This window comes from Sutcliffiella horikoshii, assembly GCF_021991925.1.
GTDB lineage: Bacteria > Bacillota > Bacilli > Bacillales > Bacillaceae_I > Sutcliffiella_A > Sutcliffiella_A horikoshii_F.
Map to the genome: position 1 here is coordinate 71030 of NZ_RXZI01000003.1, position 23961 is coordinate 94990.

General features: G+C 42.2%; 21 protein-coding genes and 1 other annotated feature. Of the genes, 16 read left to right on the forward strand and 5 right to left on the reverse strand.

Annotated features, from left to right (window positions below; all coding sequences use genetic code 11):
• Window positions 1–8 precede the first annotated feature (8 nt).
• The gene (gene gvpU / locus EKQ44_RS10020) at window positions 9–794 is read left to right on the forward strand and encodes a gas vesicle accessory protein GvpU (RefSeq protein WP_237663399.1); all 786 of its coding nucleotides are present in this window, start codon (window positions 9–11) and stop codon (window positions 792–794) included.
• 61 nt (window positions 795–855) lie between these two features.
• Window positions 856–1251 carry a gas vesicle accessory protein GvpU gene (gene gvpU / locus EKQ44_RS10025; protein ID WP_237663400.1) on the forward strand — a complete coding sequence of 132 codons (396 nt, stop codon included), beginning with the start codon at window positions 856–858 and terminating at the stop codon, window positions 1249–1251.
• A 526-nt stretch (window positions 1252–1777) separates the two neighbouring features.
• On the opposite strand, the gene ggt is transcribed toward gvpU (EKQ44_RS10025), so the two are convergent.
• From ggt to EKQ44_RS10040, 3 genes are all read right to left on the reverse strand, one after another.
• Window positions 1778–3541 (reverse strand): gamma-glutamyltransferase, encoded by a 1764-nt coding sequence (ggt, locus tag EKQ44_RS10030; RefSeq protein ID WP_237663401.1) that lies wholly within the window; start codon window positions 3539–3541, stop codon window positions 1778–1780.
• Window positions 3542–4798: 1257 nt separating this feature from the next.
• On the reverse strand, window positions 4799–6721 hold the full coding sequence (locus tag EKQ44_RS10035) for a 5'-nucleotidase C-terminal domain-containing protein (RefSeq protein WP_237663402.1): 1923 nt from the start codon (window positions 6719–6721) through the stop codon (window positions 4799–4801).
• Between the two features lie 248 nt (window positions 6722–6969).
• On the reverse strand, window positions 6970–8733 hold the full coding sequence (locus tag EKQ44_RS10040) for a dihydroorotate dehydrogenase (RefSeq protein WP_237663403.1): 1764 nt from the start codon (window positions 8731–8733) through the stop codon (window positions 6970–6972).
• Between the two features lie 136 nt (window positions 8734–8869).
• On the opposite strand from EKQ44_RS10040, the gene EKQ44_RS10045 reads away from it, so the two are divergent.
• The 11 genes from EKQ44_RS10045 (at window position 8870) to EKQ44_RS21440 (ending at window position 19290) form a co-directional block, all read left to right on the forward strand.
• On the forward strand, window positions 8870–10240 hold the full coding sequence (locus tag EKQ44_RS10045; protein ID WP_237663404.1) for a sigma-54 interaction domain-containing protein: 1371 nt from the start codon (window positions 8870–8872) through the stop codon (window positions 10238–10240).
• Window positions 10241–10497: 257 nt separating this feature from the next.
• On the forward strand, window positions 10498–11820 hold the full coding sequence (locus EKQ44_RS10050; RefSeq protein ID WP_237663405.1) for a GntP family permease: 1323 nt from the start codon (window positions 10498–10500) through the stop codon (window positions 11818–11820).
• Between the two features lie 26 nt (window positions 11821–11846).
• Window positions 11847–12623 carry a 3-hydroxybutyrate dehydrogenase gene (locus EKQ44_RS10055; protein ID WP_237663406.1) on the forward strand — a complete coding sequence of 259 codons (777 nt, stop codon included), beginning with the start codon at window positions 11847–11849 and terminating at the stop codon, window positions 12621–12623.
• A 182-nt stretch (window positions 12624–12805) separates the two neighbouring features.
• A complete protein-coding gene (locus EKQ44_RS10060) occupies window positions 12806–12997 on the forward strand; it encodes a hypothetical protein (RefSeq protein WP_237663407.1) in 192 nt (63 codons plus the stop codon).
• A 51-nt stretch (window positions 12998–13048) separates the two neighbouring features.
• Complete coding sequence (locus EKQ44_RS10065) at window positions 13049–13195, forward strand: hypothetical protein (RefSeq protein WP_237663408.1); 147 nt, start codon at window positions 13049–13051, stop codon at window positions 13193–13195.
• 107 nt (window positions 13196–13302) lie between these two features.
• Window positions 13303–13551 (forward strand) — a binding site (T-box leader).
• Between the two features lie 260 nt (window positions 13552–13811).
• On the forward strand, window positions 13812–16229 hold the full coding sequence (leuS, locus tag EKQ44_RS10070) for a leucine--tRNA ligase (RefSeq protein ID WP_237663409.1): 2418 nt from the start codon (window positions 13812–13814) through the stop codon (window positions 16227–16229).
• A gap of 108 nt (window positions 16230–16337) precedes the next feature.
• Complete coding sequence (locus EKQ44_RS10075; protein WP_237663410.1) at window positions 16338–16643, forward strand: rhodanese-like domain-containing protein; 306 nt, start codon at window positions 16338–16340, stop codon at window positions 16641–16643.
• Between the two features lie 353 nt (window positions 16644–16996).
• Window positions 16997–17986, forward strand: a complete 990-nt coding sequence (locus EKQ44_RS10080; RefSeq protein WP_237663411.1) for a nuclease-related domain-containing protein — start codon at window positions 16997–16999, stop codon at window positions 17984–17986.
• Between the two features lie 68 nt (window positions 17987–18054).
• On the forward strand, window positions 18055–18693 hold the full coding sequence (locus EKQ44_RS10085) for a hypothetical protein (protein WP_237663412.1): 639 nt from the start codon (window positions 18055–18057) through the stop codon (window positions 18691–18693).
• 137 nt (window positions 18694–18830) lie between these two features.
• Window positions 18831–19010 (forward strand): sporulation protein Cse60, encoded by a 180-nt coding sequence (locus tag EKQ44_RS10090; protein WP_010195371.1) that lies wholly within the window; start codon window positions 18831–18833, stop codon window positions 19008–19010.
• A gap of 157 nt (window positions 19011–19167) precedes the next feature.
• A complete protein-coding gene (locus EKQ44_RS21440; protein WP_269151620.1) occupies window positions 19168–19290 on the forward strand; it encodes a hypothetical protein in 123 nt (40 codons plus the stop codon).
• Here the strand turns inward: EKQ44_RS21440 and EKQ44_RS10095 are convergent.
• A complete protein-coding gene (locus tag EKQ44_RS10095) occupies window positions 19276–20553 on the reverse strand; it encodes a BaiN/RdsA family NAD(P)/FAD-dependent oxidoreductase (RefSeq protein ID WP_237663413.1) in 1278 nt (425 codons plus the stop codon). The two genes, EKQ44_RS21440 and EKQ44_RS10095, sit on opposite strands and share 15 nt — an antisense overlap.
• A gap of 127 nt (window positions 20554–20680) precedes the next feature.
• On the opposite strand from EKQ44_RS10095, the gene EKQ44_RS10100 reads away from it, so the two are divergent.
• The 3 genes from EKQ44_RS10100 to EKQ44_RS10110 all read left to right on the forward strand — a co-directional run bounded on the left by EKQ44_RS10100 (window position 20681) and on the right by EKQ44_RS10110 (window position 23515).
• Entirely contained in the window at window positions 20681–21061 is a 381-nt protein-coding gene (locus tag EKQ44_RS10100; RefSeq protein ID WP_237663414.1) for a hypothetical protein, read from the forward strand.
• A 77-nt stretch (window positions 21062–21138) separates the two neighbouring features.
• Window positions 21139–22752, forward strand: coding sequence for a putative polysaccharide biosynthesis protein (locus tag EKQ44_RS10105; protein ID WP_237663415.1), 1614 nt, complete (start codon window positions 21139–21141; stop codon window positions 22750–22752).
• Window positions 22753–22804: 52 nt separating this feature from the next.
• Window positions 22805–23515 carry a pseudouridine synthase gene (locus EKQ44_RS10110; protein WP_237663825.1) on the forward strand — a complete coding sequence of 237 codons (711 nt, stop codon included), beginning with the start codon at window positions 22805–22807 and terminating at the stop codon, window positions 23513–23515.
• Between the two features lie 73 nt (window positions 23516–23588).
• Here the strand turns inward: EKQ44_RS10110 and EKQ44_RS10115 are convergent, their stop codons facing one another.
• The gene (locus tag EKQ44_RS10115) at window positions 23589–23810 is read right to left on the reverse strand and encodes a DeoR family transcriptional regulator (RefSeq protein ID WP_010195377.1); all 222 of its coding nucleotides are present in this window, start codon (window positions 23808–23810) and stop codon (window positions 23589–23591) included.
• Between the last annotated feature and the right edge of the window lie 151 nt (window positions 23811–23961).

The following is a 23961-nucleotide window of genomic DNA, read 5'->3' on the forward strand; positions in this document are numbered from 1 at the left end:
TTTTTTATATGACTAATGAGCAGTCGGCAGGGAAAGACAACATTCTTGCTTTCCTTGTCCGGGCAACGAATAATCACAATCTTTCAATCGATATCACATTAAATGTAAATGGTGCCATTGTTACAGGAACGATCGTTTCAGCCAAGGAATACTTCGTTGGTCTGAGTGAAACCTTTGAAGACGGCAGTGATGTGGCTCAACAGCTTAGTGAAAAGTTTGCTGAAGCAGGAGAAGCAATTGATTCAGGAGAAGATGCCGAAGCAAGCTTCATCCACCTTAAGGACGCCAAAGTTTTTTGTGGGAGCAGTAAACCAACCCCTTCTAAGGGAACAGCTCTTTGGAGAGGTCCGCTAAGCGATATTAATGGCTTCTTTCTAGATGATTTCACAGACAGCGGGGAAGAGGATGAAGATTCCGATGATAATAGTGACTATCAATCATTGAAAGAGAAAAACGGTAAACTCACAGATCGTATAGCAAAATTAGAAGAGATGATAGCAAAACTTAGAGATGATGATGAAGATGAGGATAAGTCCGAAGAATCCGAAGTTGAAACTGAATCTGCAGAAAACCAAGATTCAGAGAAAGACAATGCCAAGGATGATCATGGGGATAAGTCTGAAGAATCCGAAGTTGAAACTGAATCTGCAGAAAACCAAGATTCAGAGAAAGACAAAGCTAAGGATGATGAGAATAAAGAAAAGAGTGAGAAAAAGCGCTCAGGAACTAAATCTAGTTCTACCAAAACGAAAAAGAAATCGTCATCATCCAAAAAGACAGCTAAAGCTGAATAAAGCAAGACAGGGAGCGGAAACGCTCTGACTTTCTTTTCAACTTAAGAAAGGGGAAGTGTGAATGAATAGTGAACTTGGTGCTAATAAGGACAGTATTTTAGAGTTCTTTGTGCAAGCTGCCAATAGACACGATTTTTCACTTGATATTACCTTAAACGTTAACGGTGCTGTGATATCAGGTACTCTTATACCGGCAAAGGATTACTTTGAAACGATGAGTGAAACGTTTGAAGATGGTAATGAAATAGCCCAAAAAATCAGTGAACAACTTGCAAATGCAGGGGAAAGCGTTGATTCCAGTAAAGGCGCTGAAGTTAATTTCATCCATCTGAAAAATACAAAGGTTTATTGTGGAGATAATAAACCTACACCATCGGAAGGGAAAATTCTTTGGAGAGGGAAACTAAGCGAAGTAGACGGTTTCTTTTTAGGAAGGATTTCAGATAGTGGTTCCTGACCAATAAATACCCAGTCATAAAAAGCAGCTGTCAGATAGACCTGACAGCTGCTTTAGTGTGTAGAAAAAGTTATTTTACTCTTCAAGAAAATGCAATACCCATGTTGATCGTAGTGATAGGCGCGAAGACTCCAGCGGGAGGAAGGGACATGGGAGACCCCGCAGGAAAGCGAGGCCACTGAAAAACCCAATAACTTATCGTTCAAATGATTTTTAGCTGTTAATTGGAGCAATAGGCGCAGACTCCTGCGGGGGGATAGCGACAATCTTGAGACCCCGCAGGGCGCAGCTCGAGGAGGCTCAAGATTGTCGCCCCGCGGAAAGCGAAGCCGTTTGCGAAGATTAACAGCGGTGTTAACCAGATTATTAACATTCATTACTTTTTCAGTGGCCTTGGCGTAGCCGAGGAGGCTTCCGGACCGCCCGCAGGAAAGCGAAGCGCCTGTAACGCGAAGATCAACAAGTAAATGCAAATCTAAAGATAATTATGGTTTGTCAGAAGTCTGAAGCTGCTTTTTTCAATTATTCAATTTCTTTTACCGGGACGTGTGTAGCCTACCGAAGCTCCATCACGTCTGGCATCAGCAACTCCAACATATTCGTCCTTTTCATAGTCTATTAAAATACTTTGTACATTTCCGATCAGTTCTGAATTGCTCGGGAAACGGTGTCCCATTGCATTCAGTTCCGAGAGAACTTCCGCAGATATACCATCTTCGTAACGATAGCTATTGATGGTATTCGTATAAATACGAGGTTCTGCAATCGCTTCTTCGAGTCCCATTTCATAGTCCATGACATTCAACACCACTTGTAAAACGGAAGTGATAATGGTAGGCCCACCAGGTGATCCAACACTCATAATGGGTTTCCCATCTTCAAAAACAATCGTAGGGGTCATGGAGCTAAGTGGTCGTTTGTTCGGTTGGACTTCATTCGCTCCGCCTGGTCTAGCATCAAAGTCTGTCAATTCGTTGTTAAGCATAAATCCGTATCCTGGTACCATAATTCCAGAGCCGAATACTTGTTCAATGGTGGTGGTATAGGAAACAAGATTTCCCCATCTGTCAGCGACGGTAAAGTGAGTGGTTTCCCCGATATCCTTTTCGTCGTTTTGCTTTATTACATTATAATTAGGATCAACATCTTCATATTGCCAAGGATCTCCTGGCTGTGGATTTGTGTTGACGGAATTAATATCAATGAGGGCACTGCGTTCTGCGATGTAATCTGGGTGAAGCAAGCCAATCATCGGAACTTCCACGAATTCTGGATCTCCTGCATATGCCCCACGGTCTGCATAAGATAGATGCATGGCTTCAGCGAGTAAGTGATATACTTCTTTTGATCTACGGTCATACTGGCTGATATCGAAACTATCTAATGTTTTTAACATTTGTAGTAAGAACAATCCTCCGGAGCTTGGAGGTGGCATGCTCGCAATGTCATAGCCCTTATATTCTCCCCATACCGGTTCGTCCTCTGTGACTCCATAATTTTGTAGATCTTCAATCGTCATGCTACCTCCAAAATCCTGGACGGTCGCGGCAAGAGCTTCCCCAATCTCTCCATCGTAAAAGACTTCTGAACCATGGGATCTAATTAGTTTGAACGTTTTTGCAAGGTCTTTCTGGACTAGCCAATCTCCCTCCTTTATTGGTTCGCCCTTTGGAAGAAACACTTCCTTGGCAGCAGTTCCTGCCAATTTTTCTTTATTGTTTTCGATTTGTAACGCCAACTGTCTATCTACCGAGAATCCATTTTGTGCAAGTTGAAATGCTGGGGTGATCAATTGTTGGAAAGGTCTGGTTCCCCATTTCTCATGGGCTGCTTCCAGACCCTTCAATGTCCCTGGCACTCCAACAGAATTACCATGTCTCACACGCTCCTGGAAGGGGATGAGGCTACCATCAGGATTCAAGAACATATCAGGTGTCGCGCCGGCTGGAGCCCGTTCTCGACTATTCACAATCGTTGTTTCATCCGTTTCTGCGTCATACACCATCATAAATCCACCGCCACCAATACCTGACATCATCGGTTCCACTACGTTTAAGGCGAATTGGACCGCAATGGCAGCATCCATCGCATTGCCGCCTTTCCTCAGAATATCCGCTCCGATCTCCGATGCAAGTGGATGGGATGTAGACACCATGCCATCTTTGCCCACGGCCACTTCATTACTGCCTTTAACCGGTTTTTGGGCATGTCCGAAATTGGGGACAAGTGCCATCAATAGGACTAATGATAGAATAATGGAACATAAAGATTTTAAGTTTCTTCTTTTCATTTTTCCACCTCGACTCCTTTTTTGTTTTACAGGTATTTCTATACCAAGGGTAAAGTTAAAGGGAGAGGATGGTCAACTAAATGGGCTGAAAATTCAGGAAAATAAGCAAAGTTAACTATATGCTATTCCATTTGTACTAACTGATATTGTGAGAAAAAGCAATTTTATCCATATTTGTCATCAGGACATATGAAGCAAGGCAAGCTGCATAGAAAAAAGGAAACCAATAAACGGTCTCCTTCAGACTTTTGACAAACCTAAAGTTGTTTAAATTCTAGTAATTTTTGTAATCTAATTTAAGTCGCTTGATATTCGCAACCGGCTCCACTTATCCAGGACGACCTTGAGCCTCTCACACTACATGAGGTCCAATAATGATGGCTTCCACCTCGAAATGCTTTTCGATATACCCGATGAAGACAATCTCAACCGAAATTCACCTTCGAGATTGTCTTCATACACCCGATGATTACAATCTCAATCGAAATTCACCCTCAAGATTGTCTTCATACCACCGATGATGACAATCTCAATCGAAATTCACCTTCGAGATTGTCTTCATACACCCGATGAAGACAATCTCAATCGAAATTCACCCTCAAGATTGTCTTCATACCACCGATGATGACAATCTCAACCGAAATCCACCCTCGAGATTGTCTTCATACACCCGATGATGACAATCTCAACCGAAATTCACCTTCGAGATTGTCTTCATACACCCGATGAAGACAATCTCAATCGAAATTCACCCTCAAGATTGTCTTCATACCACCGATGAAGACAATCTCAACCGAAATTCACCTTCGAGATTGTCTTCATACACCCGATGAAGACAATCTCAACCGAAATCCACCCTCAAGATTGTCTTCATACCACCGATGAAGACAATCTCAACCGAAATTCACCTTCGAGATTGTCTTCATACACCCGATGAAGACAATCTCAACCGAAATTCACCTTCGAGATTGTCTTCATACACCCGATGAAGACAATCTCAATCGAAATTCACCTTCGAGATTGTCTTCATACACCCGATGAAGACAATCTCAACCGAAATCCACCCTCAAGATTGTCTTCATACACCCGATGAAGACAATCTCAACCGAAATTCACCCTTAAGATTGTCTTCAGCCAGCCGAGAAAGTCACCTACATTAGCCGCGATATAGAACGAAGGATACGCAATAACTATTTCGTATGACTTTGTCTAACAAACTGAAGGAGACCGGTAAACGGTCTCCTTCTCCTTAACAACTTACTTCACTTGTATTCTGCCTTCCACACCAGGAATTACAACATTGGATTGTAATGCCTCGATCAGAACAGAGCTTAACAGTTCTCCACTGTCAAATTCAATATTTTCAGCTTTGAACATATTGAAACCATCTCCACCTACAGCCGTAAAATTGTTGGTTGCAACAGAATATGCTTGATCATTGATTAAAGGCTCACCGTTGATAACTACTTTTTCCACCCGGCTTCCGGCCGATTTTGCTGGATCGAAGGTGAATGTCAACCCGGAGACATGAAGGAATCCGCCATTCTCTTGAGGGTAGACACGGACGGAATGTTCAAGCGCCGCCTTTATTTCTGCACCTGTCAAAGTTGTTCTTACAAGGGTATTATCAAAGGGTAATGTGGTTAACACATGGTTTCTTGTCACATCACCAGCAGGAATGGAAGCGCGAATTCCTCCTCCGTTTGTTACGGCAATATCCGTTCCAAGGGTTTCACGCATGGCATCTGTAATAAGATTGCCAAGGTTCGTCTCTTTCGTTCTGACATCTCCTCTTTCTCCATCCAATTGCACGGAAGTGTTAGCAATGACAACGTTTAATTCCGCATCCACAGCTTCTTTATAGGATTGCAGGATAGCTGCAACTTGTGGGTTCTCTTGTTTATTTTGGCTATCTCTGTAAAGGAAGCCATTCACACCGATAAGCTTGTCCTTATGGAAAATCAAATTCGTATTACCTAGGGCTTTCCCGTATTCATTCGCTTGTGTTACATAAGAATGTTCAAATTTAATAGGGCTCTCAATCGTATCATGGCTATGTCCGCCAAAGATCACATCAATTCCCTCTACTTCGTTTGCGATGTTTTCGTCGGTATCAAGTCCCGCATGGGAAATGGCTACAATAACATCCACTTGATCACGAAGTTGTTCGACCATCTCTTTTGCTACAGTCACTTCATCTTCAAAGGTAATCCCTACTATACCTGCAGGGTTGGTCTTCTCAGCCGTATCCGTAGCGGTCAAGCCAACCAATGCTATTTTCTTACCATCCTTTTCAACGATGGTATATCCATCAAGGAACGGATTTCCGTTTTTAAGGATATTGGCGCTCACTAAAGGAAAGTTCAACTCGTCCTTTAATGCCAAAAGATGATCCTGACCATAGTTAAAATCATGGTTACCAGGTACCATTGCATCGTATTTCATTTCATTCATCGCATCGACTGCGGCTTGTCCTTTATTCATCGTTACATAGTTAGTGCCGTGGAACGTATCACCTAGGTCGATTAAGAGAGTGGGGTTCTTGCTGCGTGCTTTATTGGTAAGTTCACTTATTTTTGCAAGCCCCATCTCTTTATTTGTTTGGTTATAAATGATTCTACCGTGCATGTCGTTTGTATGAACAACCGTAACGAAATCGAAGTTCTTTTCGTAGCTGATCATCATTTGGTTTAAATCTGAATAGGTTACTGGTTTTTTAGGTAAGAGTGTACCCCTTTTGTCATCAACCAATCCAAGTTCCACTGCTGCTGAAAGTTCTCGTGTGAAGTCAGGGTTGATTGCTCGGTGGTCTTTGAATTTTTTCACAGATTCACTAGAATAGGAGTCCCGAAGGTTAAGGGAACGAATTAAGAATACATAAGCCTGTTCACGAGTTATTTTCTCGTTCGGTCCGAAAGAGGTTTCCTGCACATCTGTCAGGATATTCGTACGAATAGCCGCTTCTACGTAGGGCTTTAAGTCGGCATCTACGTCCGAGTAAGGTATTTCCCCGTCCTGAAGGTCAATATCGAGAGTATGTACCAATTCTTTTACAAATTCACCTTTGGTAACAGGTTCATTTTTATTTTGACCCGCATGAACAAAGTCAGGGTTCATGAAGCTTGTAAGCGCTAATATAACGGTCAGCATCATGACAATAGAAAGTTTAATCTGTTTCATCCAAACACTCCCTTATTCAAATTTTAAAGTCAATTTCTATTATATTAGAAAACTATTAATTTTTAATTAGTTCTATGGTCCTGAGTATAAGGTATGTTTTGGTAAAGCTCTTTTCTCCAAAATTACTGCCTCTAGTAAAGTAAAAAGTCGGCAATTGCACTTTTGCCGCTTAAATTAACGTAATAGCAGCGTTCAGTAAAGAAAATAAAAAAGCAATGCCTCTACTGACATTGCCGTGGTAGTTAATCTTATTTACTATGTAAAAAACGATAGGATAGTAGTAGTCCTGAAAGATATAATCCTAGTGCAAAATAGGCTGGAAGCAGGTGGATGAACGTGGTATATCCAATCGCAAAGTGAATGTAAATGCCCGCAATAAAAGCAGGTAATCCTCCAATTAAGAAAGTCCACCAGACCCACTGATTCCCTTGTTGGTATCCCCATAGTGCCAGGGTCAATACCAGAAGCCCCACACTTAAAAGAGCACTACCGAAGCCAGCTCGATCATGGGCAAGAACTGGTACCAGGTTTTGATTGAAGCGTTCTAGCATCTCGGGAGGCATACAAATGTACTGAATATCTGTCGCCACGAATACAGAAGATACCCCAATACCAGATATAATCACTCCTCCCATTACAAAGGAGAATCCTAAAATGACAAAAGCCAGTTGTCCAAAGATACCCACATTCCAACTCTTATCATTAAGCCGATTAGGAGAGGAAGGTGTACCGGATATTCCTTTTGTCTTCCTATAACCGTGAAGGTAAAAAGGCAATAGGATTAACCAAAATAATAGGTGCAACCAATCGAAATAGCCGTAGCCGATAAATGCAAAGATTCCTAGAAAACCGACTATTGCGGCAAAGTCAATGGCTTCTTTAGCCCATTTCAAGCCTTTCTTGACTCCATGTTTGGCAAGCTGCATATATACAATTCCACCAGAAATCATCGTTCCTGCAAGGGTCATCCTGTCATGCGCCATAAACAGCATGATTCGTTCATTGAACATCCAAATTTCTTCTTTTTTCATTCTTAGAAAGTATTCATCATATGGAAGAATGATAGAAGTGATGCTGAAAAGAAGGGCCAACATACCTCCAGCTAGGATAAACAAACCGAAAAGCCAGTAAGAAAACCACCCATCCTGAGATGGAATGGAAACCTTCTCCTCATCTAAAAAGGCTTCCTTGATTCGCTTGGTTAGCCCCGGTCCTGAAAAGACATAGCCCTCTTTTACCATCATCATATCCGTACCGACTTCAGCCAATTCCATGGCTTGAACCGGTTCATATATTCCTCCTGAGCTAATGATGGTTTTATTCCATCCAAGTGATCTTAATTGGATAATTTTCTTTTTAAGGTTTTCAAACCCATCCGTTTCTTCCACAATCAAACCGGAAAAAGAGGATATGCTTGTCAGTGAAAGGTTTTCTATATTTTGTATGGATAAGAGCATGGGTTTATCTGTAAATCCTATGTCCATCCATTCAGAAGCTTCCACGATGAAACCTGCCGCATATGGATTCAATCCTTCAGCCATTACTTTTATTTCCTCGTAACTACCCTGAAGTCTAATTAGAAATGGTTGTTTAGGTGGAATATTCTTTAGCCTTTCCATGGCTGTTTGGAAACCTATCGATTCTTTTGGAAAGAGAATGGATTGTGTTTCCTCCTTCACTATTGGCGCTTCCCCGATCCCTGTCGGTTCCCATGTTACTGGACCAATTTCCAAAAAACCGAATCCGAGGTTGGAGAAGGCCCGGGTGCCACTAAGATTTGGATCAAGAACCCCAGATAATCCAACCGGATTCTGGAAGCTGAGACCCATGTGCTCTTTTGCTAGATGAGGAGAGCTCTCCTCCCTGCCAAGAAAGTTAATAATGTGTCCGCCAAACCCAAATGGTAGGGAGGCAATTATATTCATCCCACGGTGAATAAATTCCCTCGACCATATTGGGGGTACTTTTTTTAATACAGGTCTGAATATTCCATGGTAAGACCAATCCGGCATGATGCATTCCTCACGATCAACAATTGATAGATACTTCTATTCTATCAAATATGAGCTATAGATGATTATGTAATCGCTCTCATAATCGTCAGACTTTTGTGATATATTTAATTTAGTTATGCAGGAGGGGTATAGGATGGGAGTAAAACAAAGCTTACTAACAGAGGAAATGATGGATACCATCATTGCAAATGCGTTTGAATGGATAGTGGTAGTCAATCAAGAAGGTAATATCATCTATATGAATGATAGTTATTGCAAGTTTATTGGGGTGGATAACAAAGAAGTGATCGGCAAGCATGTGACGGAAGTGATCGAAAATACCCGTATGCACGAAGTGGTAAAGACGGGTAAGGAAGAGCTGGCCGATCTTCAATATATCAAAGGAAATTATATGATTGCTAACCGAGTGCCCATTTTTAACAAGAACAAGGAAGTAATCGGAGCTTATGGAACGGTCATTTTTCGTGATACGAGTGAATGGGACAAGATGAACAGTCATGTCAAAAGCATGCTGGGGCGAATTCGAAATTACCTGCAAGAATATGAGCAACAGACCGGGGTGAAATATACGCTTGAGGATATAATAGGAAATTCCAAGCTTATTCGATTATTGAAAGATAAGGTGAAACAGATCGCTGCCAGTGACGTTTCCGTCTTAATCCGGGGGGAGAGCGGTACAGGAAAGGAATTGTTTGCACACAGTATCCACCAGTTAAGTAACCGAAGCCAGATGCCTTTTATCAAATTGAATTGCGCAGCGATACCAGAGCACCTTCTGGAGTCGGAATTGTTCGGTTATGAAGAAGGGGCATTTACGGGAGCGAAAAAGGGCGGGAAGAAAGGGAAGTTTCTTCTAGCGGACGGCGGCACCCTTTTCCTGGATGAGATCGGGGACATGTCCCTGCCGATGCAAATTAAGCTTTTGCGCGCGCTACAGGAAGGAGAAGTGGAGCCGGTTGGTGCGATTAAACCGGTACAGGTGAACGTGCGTGTCATTGCTGCTACCAACCGCCCCTTGGAAAAGATGATGGAGGAGAAGCGGTTCCGTGATGACCTTTATTATAGAATTCATGTCATCCCGTTTCATATCCCTGCCTTAAGTGAAAGAACCGAGGATATCCCGCAGCTTGTGGAGCATTTTATTCAGAAAATCTGTAAGCGTACCGGCAGGAGAATCACTTCGGTAGCGGAGGATGCCTTAGTGGCATTATCACGATATCGTTGGCCGGGAAACATCCGGGAGCTAGAGAATGTCATCCAGGCAGCCGTTCACTTATCGACAGGCGAAAAGCTGACACTAGAAGCATTACCAGATTACTTGACAGATTCCTTTTCCATTCCGATTGGATCCAAACCGTTAAAGGAAACATTGGAAGATGCAGAAAAGCAGGCATTGACCCAAACATTGGAAAAATATCAAAATGATAAGCTGATGGCTGCCAAGCAACTTGGCATCAGTAAATCAAGCCTTTATGAAAAGTTGAAAAAATACTCCATTCAATGACAATAAAACGAAGAAATAGAATGATTAGAAGGATTCCAGAAAACCGGAAAGTATTCCGTAATTCTGGAATCCTTTGTTTAATGCCAGTTTGTCTGCTTTTGTCCAGATTTCCGGAAAAACTTTTTGTTCAAAATATTGAAACAATTAACTTTGTAAGTTGGCACGTTTCTTGCATTATTATGTTCGGAAGACAAAAACAAAGGTAATTTGCTTTCTGAATATTGAAAGCGTTTACCGAGATAGAGGGGGAAAGACAGATGTGGAGTATGATTGGACTTATCGGCGGTTTGGCATTATTGATTTTTTTAACGATGAGAGGCATGAACCTTTTGGTGGTTGGCCCATTATCGGCATTGTTTGTTGCTCTTTTAAGTGGGATGCCATTATTTCCACAACTTGTAGGAGAAGGAGAGGTCAACTTTGTCAGCAGCTATATGGGCGGTTTCTCATCCTTCGTGACATCCTGGTACCTGATGTTCTTACTTGGTGCCATTTTCGGAAAGGTGATGGAGGACAGTGGAGCGGCTGATTCTGTATCCAAGCTAGTTGTTGATAAGCTTGGTATGCGTTTTGCTGTTTTGGCCATTGTCGCAGCTTGTGCAATTTTAACCTATGGTGGAGTTAGTTTATTCGTTGTAGCCTTCTCCGTTTATCCGATGGCAATCAGCTTGTTCAAGCAAGCGAACCTGCCTCGTCGATTCATCCCAGCAGCACTAGCGTTTGGTTCTGTAACATTTACCATGACTTCTGCTGGATCTCCAGAAATCCAAAACTGGATTCCTATTGAATATCTAGGTACTAGCCCATATGCGGGTTGGGAAGTAAGTGCCCTTGTTGCGGTGTTCATGATGATTTTTGGTTACTGGTGGTTGAAACGGATGATTTCCAAAGCGGTTGGTCGCGGGGAGACGTTCGTTTCCAGGGACAGTGACCCAACGATTGATGGGGAAAGGCCATTGCCTAATCCGTTTTTAAGTTTTATCCCGTTAGTGGTTGTACTAGTAATCTCGTTTATTTTCCATGATTCTCTTATGCAATCGGCCCTCATTATCGCATTGCTCGGAGGGATCATTACTACCTATATTCTTGGAAGAAAGTACTTCAAGAATTTCTGGAATGCGATATCAGAAGGAACAATGGGTGCTTTAATTGCGATTGGTAACACAGCTGCGGTTGTCGGGTTCGGTGGAGTTGCCAAAGCAGTTCCGGCATTTGGTACAGTGGTTGAAGCAATGACGAATATCCCAGGCAGTCCACTGATCGGGGCGGCAATCGCAGTAAGTGTCATTGCAGGTATGACAGGATCTGCTTCAGGTGGGCAAGTAATCGCTCTGCCGTTGATTGCCCCTCATTATATCGATATGGGAGTCAATCCTGAAGCGTTGCATCGTACAGTAGCCATTTCATCCGGGGCCCTCGATTCCTTGCCACATAACGGTTATGTCGTAACGACTGTCCGTGCGATCTGTGGAGAGACGCATCAGGCGGCATATGGCCCGGTTGCAGCGGTGACAGTCATCGTTCCGTTAATCGGCTTGGCGTTAGCTATTGCGTTGTTCTCTATGGGACTAGGAATCTAATATTCTTTCGAAGGGAGTTTGGAGCATTGGTTAAAGATAAAGTTGTTCTCATCACCGGAGCAGCCCAAGGAATAGGATACGAAATAGGAAAACGATTTGCCGAAGCTGGAGCAAAAGTTGTGTTGACCGATCTGAATGAGGAGAACGTTGTAGAAGCAGGAGAAGGTTTGAACCGACTGGGGTTCACATCACGGGGCTTACGTTGTGATGTAACTTCGGAAGAAGAGTTGAAATCTGTGATTGATGCAACGGTCTCTGAGTTTGGGCGGTTGGATGTACTGATAAACAATGCAGGATTGCAATATGTATCTATGATTGAAGAATTCCCGACAGAAAAATTCGAGTTACTGACACGAGTCATGCTTGTAGCACCTTTTGTCGCTACAAAGCATGCCTTTCCGGTCATGAAGGCCCAAGGATTTGGGAGAATATTAAATATGGCCTCCATTAACGGCTTGGTCGGATTTGCCGGGAAGGCAGCATATAACAGCGCCAAACACGGAGTTATCGGGTTGACAAAGGTTTCTGCCTTAGAGGGAGCCGCCGATGGCATAACTGTCAATGCATTGTGCCCAGGGTACGTGGATACTCCGCTAGTCCGGGGGCAGTTGAAGGATTTGGCAGAAACACGGAAGGTTCCATTGGAAAAAGTATTGGAAGAGGTCATTTATCCACTTGTTCCCCAGCGCAGACTGTTGCAAGTGAAGGAGATTGCCGATTATGCAATGTTTTTAAGCAGCGACGCGGCCGGAGGCGTTACCGGGCAAGCAGTCGTGATAGATGGTGGATATACGGTGCAATAATCTTTTGAAAGGTTGAGTCCCAGGTTACCGCTTTTTTAGAAAAGTGGGCCCTGGGACTTTTTCATATAAATGTCGAAAAATAAATCAATTTTTCTTGATGTAATTGGTTGCACATTTTTTCCTCCACACATATAATAAAATTAATTAATCAATAAAATTTGATGTAAAGAGGAGGGAAGAACATGAACACACATCCATATACCCTTTCAAAATTGAACGGACAAAGAGTAGAGAGCTTACAACTTGACAGCCGAATGGCAATTGCATCAAAAGGCAGTAGAGTAAACATCATCCGCTATCTGCAAAACTTATATGCCCAAGTGAAAAGACACGATCAGAGCCAGACACAAGATCCATGCTGTGCACAACATTAATTTTGTGTAATTAATCAAAAAATATTGATTTAAAACAAAGGAGGAAAAGATATGTTTTCATTTTTGAAGAAGAAAGAATCTAGCTGTTGTGAAGTGGAAATCATAGAGGTAAAGGAAAATCAGGCATGTTGTGATGAAGTAGTTGAAACAGAGGATTGCTGCAGCGAAAATCAGAAGGAAAAGGAATCTTGCTGCTAAAGCGGCTGTACTATTGAATACTTTTCTGAAAAACGTTCATAATGATTAGTGAAAATACCCCTTGCAGTTTTTAAGTAAATTCATTACAATACAAACTAACAACTAAAACTCATACGTTGAAAAGGATCAGTAGTGGACGAAACGAGCATAGAGAGTTGACGGGTGGTGGAAGTCAACAAACGATCGGACATGAACTCGCCTTGGAGTAGCAAGTGTGAACCCTTCATTATAGAAGGCAGTAATATTTTGCCGTATCATCCGCGTTAAGGATTTGAGTGATCAACACAATAATACTGTGATGATAATCTGGGTGGTACCGCGGTAGGTTATGTATATTCAAACCTCTCGTCCCTTTATTGGGATGAGGGGTTTTTTGTATTTATCGGCTGTTATTCTATATTAAAACATTTGAGTGGATTGGAGCGGAAGGCACTCAAATCCTGCGGGAGAGTAGCGACAATGTTGAGACCCCGCAGGGCGAAGCCCGAGGAGGCTCAAGGTCGCCCTCTGGATAAGCGAGTGCCTGCAGCGGAAAGTAACGATCAAACTACAAACAAATACTACCCTTATTTAAGAAAAACAGCCTATTCATTTGAATTATCGGGAGGAAGAAAAGATGTCATTTCAACATCAGTCCATTGAACAAAAATGGCAAAAGTATTGGGAAGAAAACAAAACATTTAAAACACATGAAGAAAAAGGAAAAGAAAAATTCTACGCACTAGACATGTTCCCTTACCCGTCCGGAGCAGGCCTTCACGTAGGTCACCCGGAAGGATACACTGCAACAGATATCCTTTCCCGCATGAAGCGTATGCAAGGGCAAAATGTCCTTCATCCAATGGGATGGGATGCATTCGGTCTACCTGCAGAGCAATATGCTTTGGACACAGGAAACGACCCAGCAGAATTCACAGAGCAAAACATCAACACATTCCGCAGACAAATCAAGTCCCTAGGGTTCTCCTATGATTGGGACCGTGAAGTAAACACAACAGACCCTGAGTACTATAAATGGACACAATGGATCTTCTTGAAGCTATACGAAAAAGGCTTGGCATATGTGGACGAAGTTCCTGTAAACTGGTGCCCTGCACTTGGTACGGTTTTAGCAAATGAAGAAGTAATCGACGGGAAATCAGAGCGTGGGGGTCATCCCGTAGAACGCCGTCCAATGCGACAATGGATCCTAAGAATCACAGAATATGCAGATCGCCTACTTGAGGATTTAAATGACCTGGATTGGCCGGAGAGCTTGAAGGATATGCAACGCAACTGGATCGGCCGCTCTGAAGGTGCGAATGTACATTTCAGCATCGACGGTACAGATGAGAACTTCACCGTTTTCACAACACGTCCAGACACACTTTTCGGTGCAACTTATGCAGTGTTGGCTCCTGAGCATCCATTAGTGAAGAAAATTACAACCGATGAGCAACGTGAAGCAGTGGAAGCGTATATTGCAAAAGTCCAAAGTAAAAGTGACCTTGAGCGTACGGAGCTTTCCAAAGAAAAATCCGGTGAGTTCACGGGCGCATTTGCGGTGAACCCAGCTAATGGTGAGAAATTGCCAATCTGGATTGCCGACTACGTATTAATGAGCTACGGAACTGGTGCCATCATGGCAGTGCCTGCTCATGACGAGCGTGACTGGGAATTCGCGACGAAATTTGAGCTCCCTATCGTAGAAGTGGTTGCAGGTGGCGATGTTTCCAAAGAAGCCTACACAGGTGACGGCGAGCACGTTAACTCCGATTTCTTGAATGGCCTTGGAAAAGAAGAAGCGATTTCTAACATGATCGAATGGTTAGCTGCCAATGAAAAAGGCGAAAAGAAAGTTTCCTACCGCCTTCGTGACTGGTTGTTCAGCCGCCAGCGCTACTGGGGCGAGCCGATCCCAATCATCCATTGGGAAGATGGCACGACTACAGCGGTTCCGGAAAATCAACTACCACTTGTTTTGCCAAAAACGTCAGAAATCCGTCCATCCGGTACAGGCGAATCCCCGCTTGCTGCCATTGAAGACTGGGTAAATGTCGTAGACCCTGAAACAGGCAAAAAAGGCCGTCGCGAAACAAATACGATGCCACAATGGGGCGGAAGCTGCTGGTACTACCTGCGCTATATCGATCCCAAAAACAGCGAGAAATTAGCTGATCCGGAAAAATTGAAAGAATGGTTGCCGGTTGACATTTACATCGGTGGAGCAGAGCACGCAGTACTTCACTTACTATACGCACGCTTCTGGCACAAATTCTTATACGATATCGGTGTGGTTCCAACAAAAGAGCCATTCCAAAAGCTATTCAACCAAGGAATGATCCTTGGAGAAAATAACGAAAAAATGAGTAAATCCAAAGGGAATGTCGTAAACCCTGACCACATTGTCGAATCCCACGGTGCCGACACCCTTCGTCTATACGAAATGTTCATGGGACCACTTGAAGCGTCCATCGCCTGGTCCACCAACGGACTTGACGGCTCCCGCCGCTTCTTAGATCGCGTATGGAGATTGTTTGTAGAAGAAAACGGCAAACTTAGCTCCAAGGTTGTCGAAGTAACGGAAGAAGATACACTGGAGAAAACTTACCATGCTACCGTGAAAAAAGTAACCGAAGACTACGAAGGCTTACGTTTCAACACGGCTATCTCTCAAATGATGGTCTTCATCAATGAAGCGTACAAAGCAGACACCATTGCCAAAGATTACGTAGAAGGCTTCGTAAAAATGCTTTCCCCAGTATGCCCGCATATAGCGGAGGAACTTTGGGAGAAGCTTGGCAACGAAGGAACCATCACATATGAGGCATGGCCGACATATGACGAGTCCAAATTAGTAGAAGACGAAATCGAAATCGTTGTCCAAGTGAATGGTAAGCTAAAAGCAAAGCTTTACGTTCCATCTGATGCCACACGTGAAAAAATGGAAGAGATCGCCCTTGCAGATGACACGGTGAAAGAATCCATTGAAGGCAAAACGGTTCGCAAAGTTATCGCCGTTCCAGGCAAACTTGTGAACATCGTAGCGAACTAATCATGGGAGAATGCAAGACTGCCACCGTCCGGTTTGGCAGTCTTGTTTTCTTTTTGTTAAAATAGAGGTAGTTAGCATTACATTACATAGAATCGAGGTTTTCATACAATGTCAGAGATTCAAACAATTACGACTGGTGAGTTAAAGAAGAAGCTTGACGCAGGCGAGGAACTTTACCTTGTCGACGTTCGCGAAGACGAAGAAATCGAAATGGGCAAAATCAAACAAGCAGAACACATCCGCATGGGCGATATCCCAGAAAACCTGGACAAGCTCGACAAAGACAAAGAATACATCGTTATCTGCCGCTCCGGACGCCGAAGCGAAAACGTCTGCCACTACCTGCAAGACCAAGGCTACAAAGTCCGCAACATGGTCGGCGGCATGCTAGAGTGGGAAGGCGACGTAGAATAATTTAAGTGATGCGAGACCACTGACCAGTGGGCGAGAAATGGGCCGCTGGTTGGTGGTTTTTTGGTATTAGGTTTTTTCTAAAAGTTGGTAACTAAGGGGAAGGGAATCCGTTGAAATTTCGGCGGGATTCCGAAATATCACAATAACTGGTGAAAAAGTCACAATAACGTCCGGAAAAGTCGCAATCCCCTTCAAAAAAGTCATAATAACCCTCCGAAAAGTCACAATCCTTTCTGGAGAGTAACTCGCTATGCTACATAATCAAATTCTCACCGAGATTTTCGCTTTGAAAAAGGAGGAAATTTGTAGATTGTTGTCTAATAGTATTAACATACCATAGCAGAGGTGATATTTTGATAAAAAAACACAGAGAAATACCCTTAAGAGTTCAGATTCTGAGGGCAATGAAGAGAAGGGTCTGTCCAAATCATGAAAAGTATGAAGAAATATTGAGTGAATTAGGAATAAAGGAAGCAGGTATTTATGGTGAACAGGCTCTAGACTATTATCTTAAACTTCTCCCAGAAACTGAGACCCCGTATTATATTTTCTATGATTTACGGCTTCCATATAGAGATAGTCATTTCCAAATAGATACCCTCATTTTATTTTCAAACTTCTATTTACTCCTCGAGGTGAAATACTTACGTGGACTCATTCACTTCGACCCGAAAAATCATCAACTCATACAAGAAGTGGAGAGTAAGCCACTTAAAGCGTTACAAGATCCCATACTTCAAGTTAGCAACCAATGTTATAAACTGGAGGCACGGGTAAAACTTAAAAATCTACCTATTGCACCTTTTGAAAAGTTGGTTGTGTTGACCAATCCTAAAGCTATTGTAAAAGTCCTCTCTTCCCCAAGTATCGTAGAAAAACATGTAATTAAAAGTCCTGCCCTATCAGGAAAAGTAGCCCCTCTTATAAGAAAGCACTCTAACAGCCATTATGATAAAAAAACTCTCATTAAAATCTCAAAATTACTAATTAAAGATCATACACCACTTCATAGCTCACCAACAGGTAAATATAAGGTATTTCCACCTGACATACTTACTGGAGTATTATGTCCAGATTGCAAGCCTAATGTAGTGATGCAAAGAATCCATGGGAAATGGAAATGTCCTGATTGTTTACTCATTTCAGCTGACGCCCATATTCAAGCCCTCATAGATTATGCATTGTTAATCAATACGGAAATAACGATGTCAGAATTAAAGAGGTTTTTACGCATTGATAATAATCATATTATCAGGGTCCTTATAAGGAATATGAAATTAAAAGGGATAGGCAACACCAAATCCCGCACCTACAACCTCACCCCACTCCTACCCAAAACTTGAAACCATTCCCAATCTCATACGTATACTAATATACAAAACTAACAGCCAGAAGGGAGACCACACTAAACATGGACTACATCGACCAAAACATATTCCCACTATTCCTTGTATTTCTTGGTGTCATGCTCATTGTGGCAGCAATTACAAGTTTCCTGCAAAAAGGAGTTTCCACTGTTTCTACTAGTGATAGGTTTCAAGGAATACTCATAACGGGATTTGTTACGCTTGGGCTCATTTGGTTCACGACCTCTCAAGAAAACTGGGATGGTAATTTGCTCTATTTTACACTAGGTCCGTTATTGGTCCCGCTAGCTATGATGTTTATGCAAAGAAAAAAAGACGAGATACATATAGAAAAGTATGTACCACAAGATGTCATGAATATTTTAGAGAGAAACCTTAAGGACAAAGGGTATTCTTATAAAAATGATGTTATAGCAAATGAGGAGTATATCAGCAGCAACTATATCACTATGTATTATTTGGATGATCCTCATCAAACCATCAAAATAAAGTGGAAAGACCTGGAGATAAGTGGGTTGGAAGTGGAGTTCCAGCATTTCCCCAATAAGGATTTCATTAAAGAAGTAGTGGGGGATCTTCGTGATGAAAGGCCACCTATCAACTTTTTAAAATTTAAAAAGATTTCATTGAGTTTTGCAGCAGTCGCCATCTTTATAGGTGTCATGCAGTTGCTAGGATTTTAAACAAAGAAGGAGCTCCGCTCATTTACAGCGAACCTCCTTCTATTTTTTCACAAAACCCAAGTATAAAACCCCACCTTTCCACCTATACATAGTAATAGAAAACAAGTTCTATTATTCATGCAAGGAGGGTGTCCGGGTTGGTGCAGATCAGGGTGTTTGATGAGGAGCATGAGCGGGATCTGGAGGATGCAGTTAATGATTTTCTAAAAGGTTTGTCGGACAGGGATGTGATTGATATCAAGTATCAAGTCGGGTGTATCAACGATGAGGAAGAACAGATTTATTGCTTCTCAGCAATGGTAATATTTAGAACCTGAAAACTTCTTAAAAAGACGTTTATCAGGTTCTTTTTTGTGGGTATAGATAAATATCTGAAATAAATCATAAATAATTGAAACATTTTCGTAACACCATACGTCTAATTAGTAACAGGTCATATAAACAGAAACTAAAAAGAGAAAGGATGTAGTCACTATGAACCACCACACACAAAACGAGGTACTTCCAGAAGAAAGCAAATCATTTATCAACGAGTTTGGCATGTATGGAGTAGGACTAGCTTTTGTAATGTCTTTCGTATTACTAGTAACTACGTAGGCTTGCCGCCCTCTTCCCGGCGTTCAGGCCTGCAAGTCTTCCTGTCACCAAGGCCGAAGTGATATTATAACCACCAGTATATCCATGGATATCAAGTACTTCTCCACAAAAGTATAATCCGTCTTTCAATTTGGAGGACATCTCTTTCGGGTGAACTTCTTTCACAGAAACGCCGCCTCCGGTTACAAATGCCTTTTCAATGGAAAGGGTGCCGGATACTTCAAATCGGAACTGCTTGCACATTTTTGCGAGTTCCCTTATTTTTTCATGTGCTAATGTCGCTCCGATCTCCTGCTCGTCAATTCCGCAAACTTCCAACAAAAATAATAAATAACGCTCAGGTACAAGCCCTTTAAGGACATTCTTAATGGCTTTTTTTGGTTCGTCCTTCAAGGCTTTATTAAGCTGTTGAAACACTACTTCTTCATTCAAAGAAGGCATGACATCCAAATTCATCGTCACTTTATCCACGCCAAATTTCTTCATCGTTTTCACAACATACTGGCTACATCGCAATACAGCAGGGCCAGATACACCAAAGTGGGTGAAAATCATATCCATTTGATGCGTCTTTACCACTTTCCTTTTAGGATTTAAGACGCTCAAAGCAACATCACGAAGGGACAGACCTTGCAGTCTTTTTTCGCGGATGAATTTTTCTTGTGAATTCAAAGGAACTTCTGTCGGGAATAAATCCGTAATGGTATGCCCGGCTTTGCGTGCCCAAGGATACCCATCACCAGTGGAACCAGTGTGCGGCACGGATTTTCCACCAACAGCAATGACCACACAGCTGCACTCCAAGAACTCCCCTGTCTTTAACAGTACACCTCGTGTGCGGTCATCATCATATTCCACCGTTTCCACAGACGTATTGGTCCGAATGTCCACCCGCAATTCTTTCATCCTGTTCAACATCGCATCAACCACACTTTGTGCTTTATCGGAAACAGGAAACATCCGGCCGTGATCTTCTTCCTTCAATTGTATCCCAAGCTTCTCAAAAAACTGGATGATGTCTTCATTATTAAACTCAGAAAATGCGCTATATAGGAATCTCCCGTTACCCGGGATATGTTTGATGATTTCATCTACAGGTAGCCTGTTCGTCACATTACAGCGACCGCCTCCTGAAATGGCAAGCTTCCGCCCAAGTTTATTACCTTTATCTATCAGTAATACTCTTGCTTTTTGTTCTGCTGCAGCGATGGAGGCCATAAGACCTGATGGACCGCCGCCTATGATAATCACATCGTATTTCATTTTTTCACCAACCAACTTTATTTTGCTTACATGTTGCCTATTATACCCTCTATTCTCTTGTTGGACAAAAAGCGCAACATTCCGTATGATTTCTAGTAGATTACAAATTAAAGAAAAGGGGTATCCCATGACATACTCACCAAATCTTTCAGAAGCACATATTCCATATGACGGTGGTTGGACAGAGGAAAGTGGAACCCCGGTCCTGCTTCTTTCCGTTCCGACAATGCCTATAGATATGACCACCATTATACATAAATTTTCTTATACGTGGCTCTATGAAAAAGAAATGGATGCTTATGTTCTTTGTATCCGCCTAAACCAACAAGAAGAATTCGGTCTTATCTTTAACCAGAAAGAAGCTGGAGTACTCTTACTAGACGCAGATGCCTATAGGGAATTCACCTTGGTCGTAACAAAAGAGCATCTGGAAAACTTGAAAGACGATACGCCATATCTATCTTTTCCAAAGATTTCACTAACTAGAAGTTTACTGGCGGGATGGTAATATAGTGTTTGCGTAATAAGAAGTGTGATAAAATACAAAGGTTAGACAAAAAGTTACAAATAGTAGGTAGGGATTTTATGTCAACATCTAATATATTGAGAGGTACTCTTATTTTGACAGTTGGAACGATGCTGTCACGGGTACTCGGTCTAGTCTATATTTTTCCTTTTCATGCCATGGTTGGTAATGATGGAGGAGCTCTTTATTCGTATGCTTATGTGTTATATTCTGTTTTCTTAAGTATCGCTACACTTGGTGTTCCACTCGCAGTCTCCAAGTTTGTTGCAAAGTATAATGCTTTGGGAGAGTATAGTGTTGGCAGGAAACTTTTCCGTTCGGGTATTATGGTCATGAGTATTACGGGAGTTGTTTCGTTTTTAACGTTGTTTCTGTTGGCACCATATCTTTCTCCTCTCATCATAGAAGAAGGTAAACATACCTATGAGGATATTACCTTTGTCGTCAGGATGGTAAGTGTCGCTTTGCTGGTGGTTCCTATCATGAGTTTGATTCGTGGCTTTTTTCAAGGTTATGAATCCATGGGTCCAACAGCAATATCTCAAGTTGTGGAGCAGCTAGTAAGAATTGTGTTCCTATTGGGAAGTCTATATTTCATACTGGAAGTTTTAAATGGGGATATGACCCTTGCCATTGGTTTTGCAACATTTGCTGCCTTTATAGGGGCTATTGGAGGTCTCGTTATACTAGTGTGGTACTGGTATAGACGTAAAAAGAACTTGGACTCCATGCTTGAAAAAGACCCTGAAACAGTAGATCTTTCTTATAAAGATATGTATAAGGAACTAATTTCTTATGCGATGCCATTTGTTTTTGTCGGGCTTGCCATGCCTCTCTATCAATTGATAGATACATTTTCTTTTAATGATGCAATGGTGTTAGCTGGATTCACGGCAACATATGCAGATACCGCGTTTGGTATCATCAACAATTACGGTCAGAAATTAATAATGATTCCAATTACGTTGGCGACAGCTTTTGCACTGAGTCTGCTTCCTGCTATAACAAAGTCATTTATCAATGGTCAGCATCAAAGTCTGCAAAAGCAACTTAGTGTGACGTTGCAGATTTTACTATTTTTGACTGTCCCGGCTTGTATTGGTTTATCCCTTTTAGGCGGACCGGCGTATGCAGCGTTCTTCTCCTACGATCCAATAGGTGGACAGCTATTGACTTGGTATGCACCGACGGCTATACCATTGGCGATTTTCACTGTCACTGCCTCTGTATTGCAGGGCATCAATAGACAGAAATATACAGTTGTAGGACTTGCAATCGGGTTGTTATTAAAATTGGTCCTTAATTATCCACTCATCCTGTTAATGGGTGCGGAAGGGTCCATCGTGGCAACGGCAATAGGTTATACAGCAAGTGTTGCGATAAATCTTTGGGCAATAAAGAAGTTTACTGACTTTGATTATTCCATGGTTCTAAGACGCGGGTTTCTGATGATCCTTTTCAACATCGTGATGATCGGTGCGGTGCTTGTTGCCCTCTATTTCTTAGAAGGCTTCGTCCCTTACAGCGAAGGCCGTCTACAAGCCATCATTGTTGTGGCTGTCAGCGGTTTGGTCGGTGCCGGCCTCTACTTCTTCCTCAGCTACAGAAGTAATCTATTAATGTACCTGTTCGGAAATCGTTTTTCATTTTTAAATAGAAAAGTAAGAGGATAGAGGTCTCGAGTCAAAGGGGGCCTCTTTCCCTATGAAAGGAGCGGCACGAAATATGAGATTGGATAAAATGCTTGCTAACAGCGGTTTTGGAACGCGAAAAGAAGTAAAAAAGCTTCTGAAAACGGGTGTGGTAAAAGTGGATGGAAATGTGGTAAAGGATGCAAAGGTGCATGTGGATCCGGAGGTGCAGGAGGTAACGGTACATGATGATATCGTGGAATACCGTGAGTTCATTTACCTTATGATGCATAAGCCACCAGGATTGTTATCTGCAACAGAAGATCACCGCCAGGAAACGGTAGTGGATATCCTGCAAGAGGAAGATAAGATCTTTGAACCATTTCCGGTTGGCCGCTTAGACAAGGATACAGAAGGGCTTTTGCTCCTGACCAATGATGGTCAATTAGCCCACCAGCTTCTTTCACCCAAAAAGCACGTGCCTAAAACCTACTATGCAAAAATTGATGGGGAGGTAACGGAGGAGGATATCCAAGCTTTTCGTGAAGGTGTAACACTTGATGACGGATATGAGACGTTACCGGCGGAATTAAAAATTCTTGAAGCTGGCCCAGAATCACAAATTGAGATCACCATCGTTGAAGGGAAATTTCATCAGGTGAAAAGAATGTTTCAAGCGGTTGGAAAGACAGTAACTTACTTGAAGCGGCTGAGCATGGGAGAACTGAAGCTTGATGAGGACCTTGAGCTTGGGGAGTACCGTGAGCTAACAGATGAAGAATTGGAATTATTGCAACGAAGATAAAACGAAAAGCCCCATTCCCTATAAAAAAGGAATGGGGCTTTTATTTTTGGTGTGATTAATTGTATATGTAGTCCTATGAAGTCAACCTAACTTTTTTCTGCGTAGTAGTCCACTTACCTTTCGTTGGACTTTGAACCAGGTCATTAAATGCCAGCACATTTAAGTCACGTTGGACGGTTCGGGGGGTGATCCCAAATTCATCGACCAACTGCTGTGTGGAGACAGTTCCCTTTTCATGAATAAACATGTAGACGGCTTTAATACGGGTTAGCATACGGTTAGTTGAAGGCTTCAAAAAACCACTCCTTATCCGGTATTTAACATGGTACTACTCGCTAAATTCTTGATGATAGGTGTTAGGTATTAAGTTAGTTTATATTGTACACGATTATGTGGAAAAAATTCTAGAATAATGATGCAATTTACACAATATTAACATTTAGTCT

What these genes read in the sequence shown, in the direction of transcription:
- EKQ44_RS10040 (WP_237663403.1), bottom strand. Translation starts at nt 8,733, where the DNA reads ATGCCGGATTGGTCTTACCATGGAATATTCAGACCTGTATTAAAAAAA.
- gvpU (WP_237663400.1), top strand. Translation starts at nt 856, where the DNA reads ATGAATAGTGAACTTGGTGCTAATAAGGACAGTATTTTAGAGTTCTTT.
- EKQ44_RS10060 (WP_237663407.1), top strand. Translation starts at nt 12,806, where the DNA reads ATGAACACACATCCATATACCCTTTCAAAATTGAACGGACAAAGAGTA.
- EKQ44_RS10065 (WP_237663408.1), top strand. Translation starts at nt 13,049, where the DNA reads ATGTTTTCATTTTTGAAGAAGAAAGAATCTAGCTGTTGTGAAGTGGAA.
- EKQ44_RS10085 (WP_237663412.1), top strand. Translation starts at nt 18,055, where the DNA reads ATGGACTACATCGACCAAAACATATTCCCACTATTCCTTGTATTTCTT.
- EKQ44_RS10075 (WP_237663410.1), top strand. Translation starts at nt 16,338, where the DNA reads ATGTCAGAGATTCAAACAATTACGACTGGTGAGTTAAAGAAGAAGCTT.
- EKQ44_RS10095 (WP_237663413.1), bottom strand. Translation starts at nt 20,553, where the DNA reads ATGAAATACGATGTGATTATCATAGGCGGCGGTCCATCAGGTCTTATG.
- EKQ44_RS21440 (WP_269151620.1), top strand. Translation starts at nt 19,168, where the DNA reads ATGAACCACCACACACAAAACGAGGTACTTCCAGAAGAAAGCAAATCA.
- EKQ44_RS10035 (WP_237663402.1), bottom strand. Translation starts at nt 6,721, where the DNA reads ATGAAACAGATTAAACTTTCTATTGTCATGATGCTGACCGTTATATTA.
- EKQ44_RS10105 (WP_237663415.1), top strand. Translation starts at nt 21,139, where the DNA reads ATGTCAACATCTAATATATTGAGAGGTACTCTTATTTTGACAGTTGGA.
- EKQ44_RS10100 (WP_237663414.1), top strand. Translation starts at nt 20,681, where the DNA reads ATGACATACTCACCAAATCTTTCAGAAGCACATATTCCATATGACGGT.
- EKQ44_RS10050 (WP_237663405.1), top strand. Translation starts at nt 10,498, where the DNA reads ATGTGGAGTATGATTGGACTTATCGGCGGTTTGGCATTATTGATTTTT.
- EKQ44_RS10045 (WP_237663404.1), top strand. Translation starts at nt 8,870, where the DNA reads ATGGGAGTAAAACAAAGCTTACTAACAGAGGAAATGATGGATACCATC.
- gvpU (WP_237663399.1), top strand. Translation starts at nt 9, where the DNA reads ATGACTAATGAGCAGTCGGCAGGGAAAGACAACATTCTTGCTTTCCTT.
- leuS (WP_237663409.1), top strand. Translation starts at nt 13,812, where the DNA reads ATGTCATTTCAACATCAGTCCATTGAACAAAAATGGCAAAAGTATTGG.
- EKQ44_RS10110 (WP_237663825.1), top strand. Translation starts at nt 22,805, where the DNA reads ATGAGATTGGATAAAATGCTTGCTAACAGCGGTTTTGGAACGCGAAAA.
- ggt (WP_237663401.1), bottom strand. Translation starts at nt 3,541, where the DNA reads ATGAAAAGAAGAAACTTAAAATCTTTATGTTCCATTATTCTATCATTA.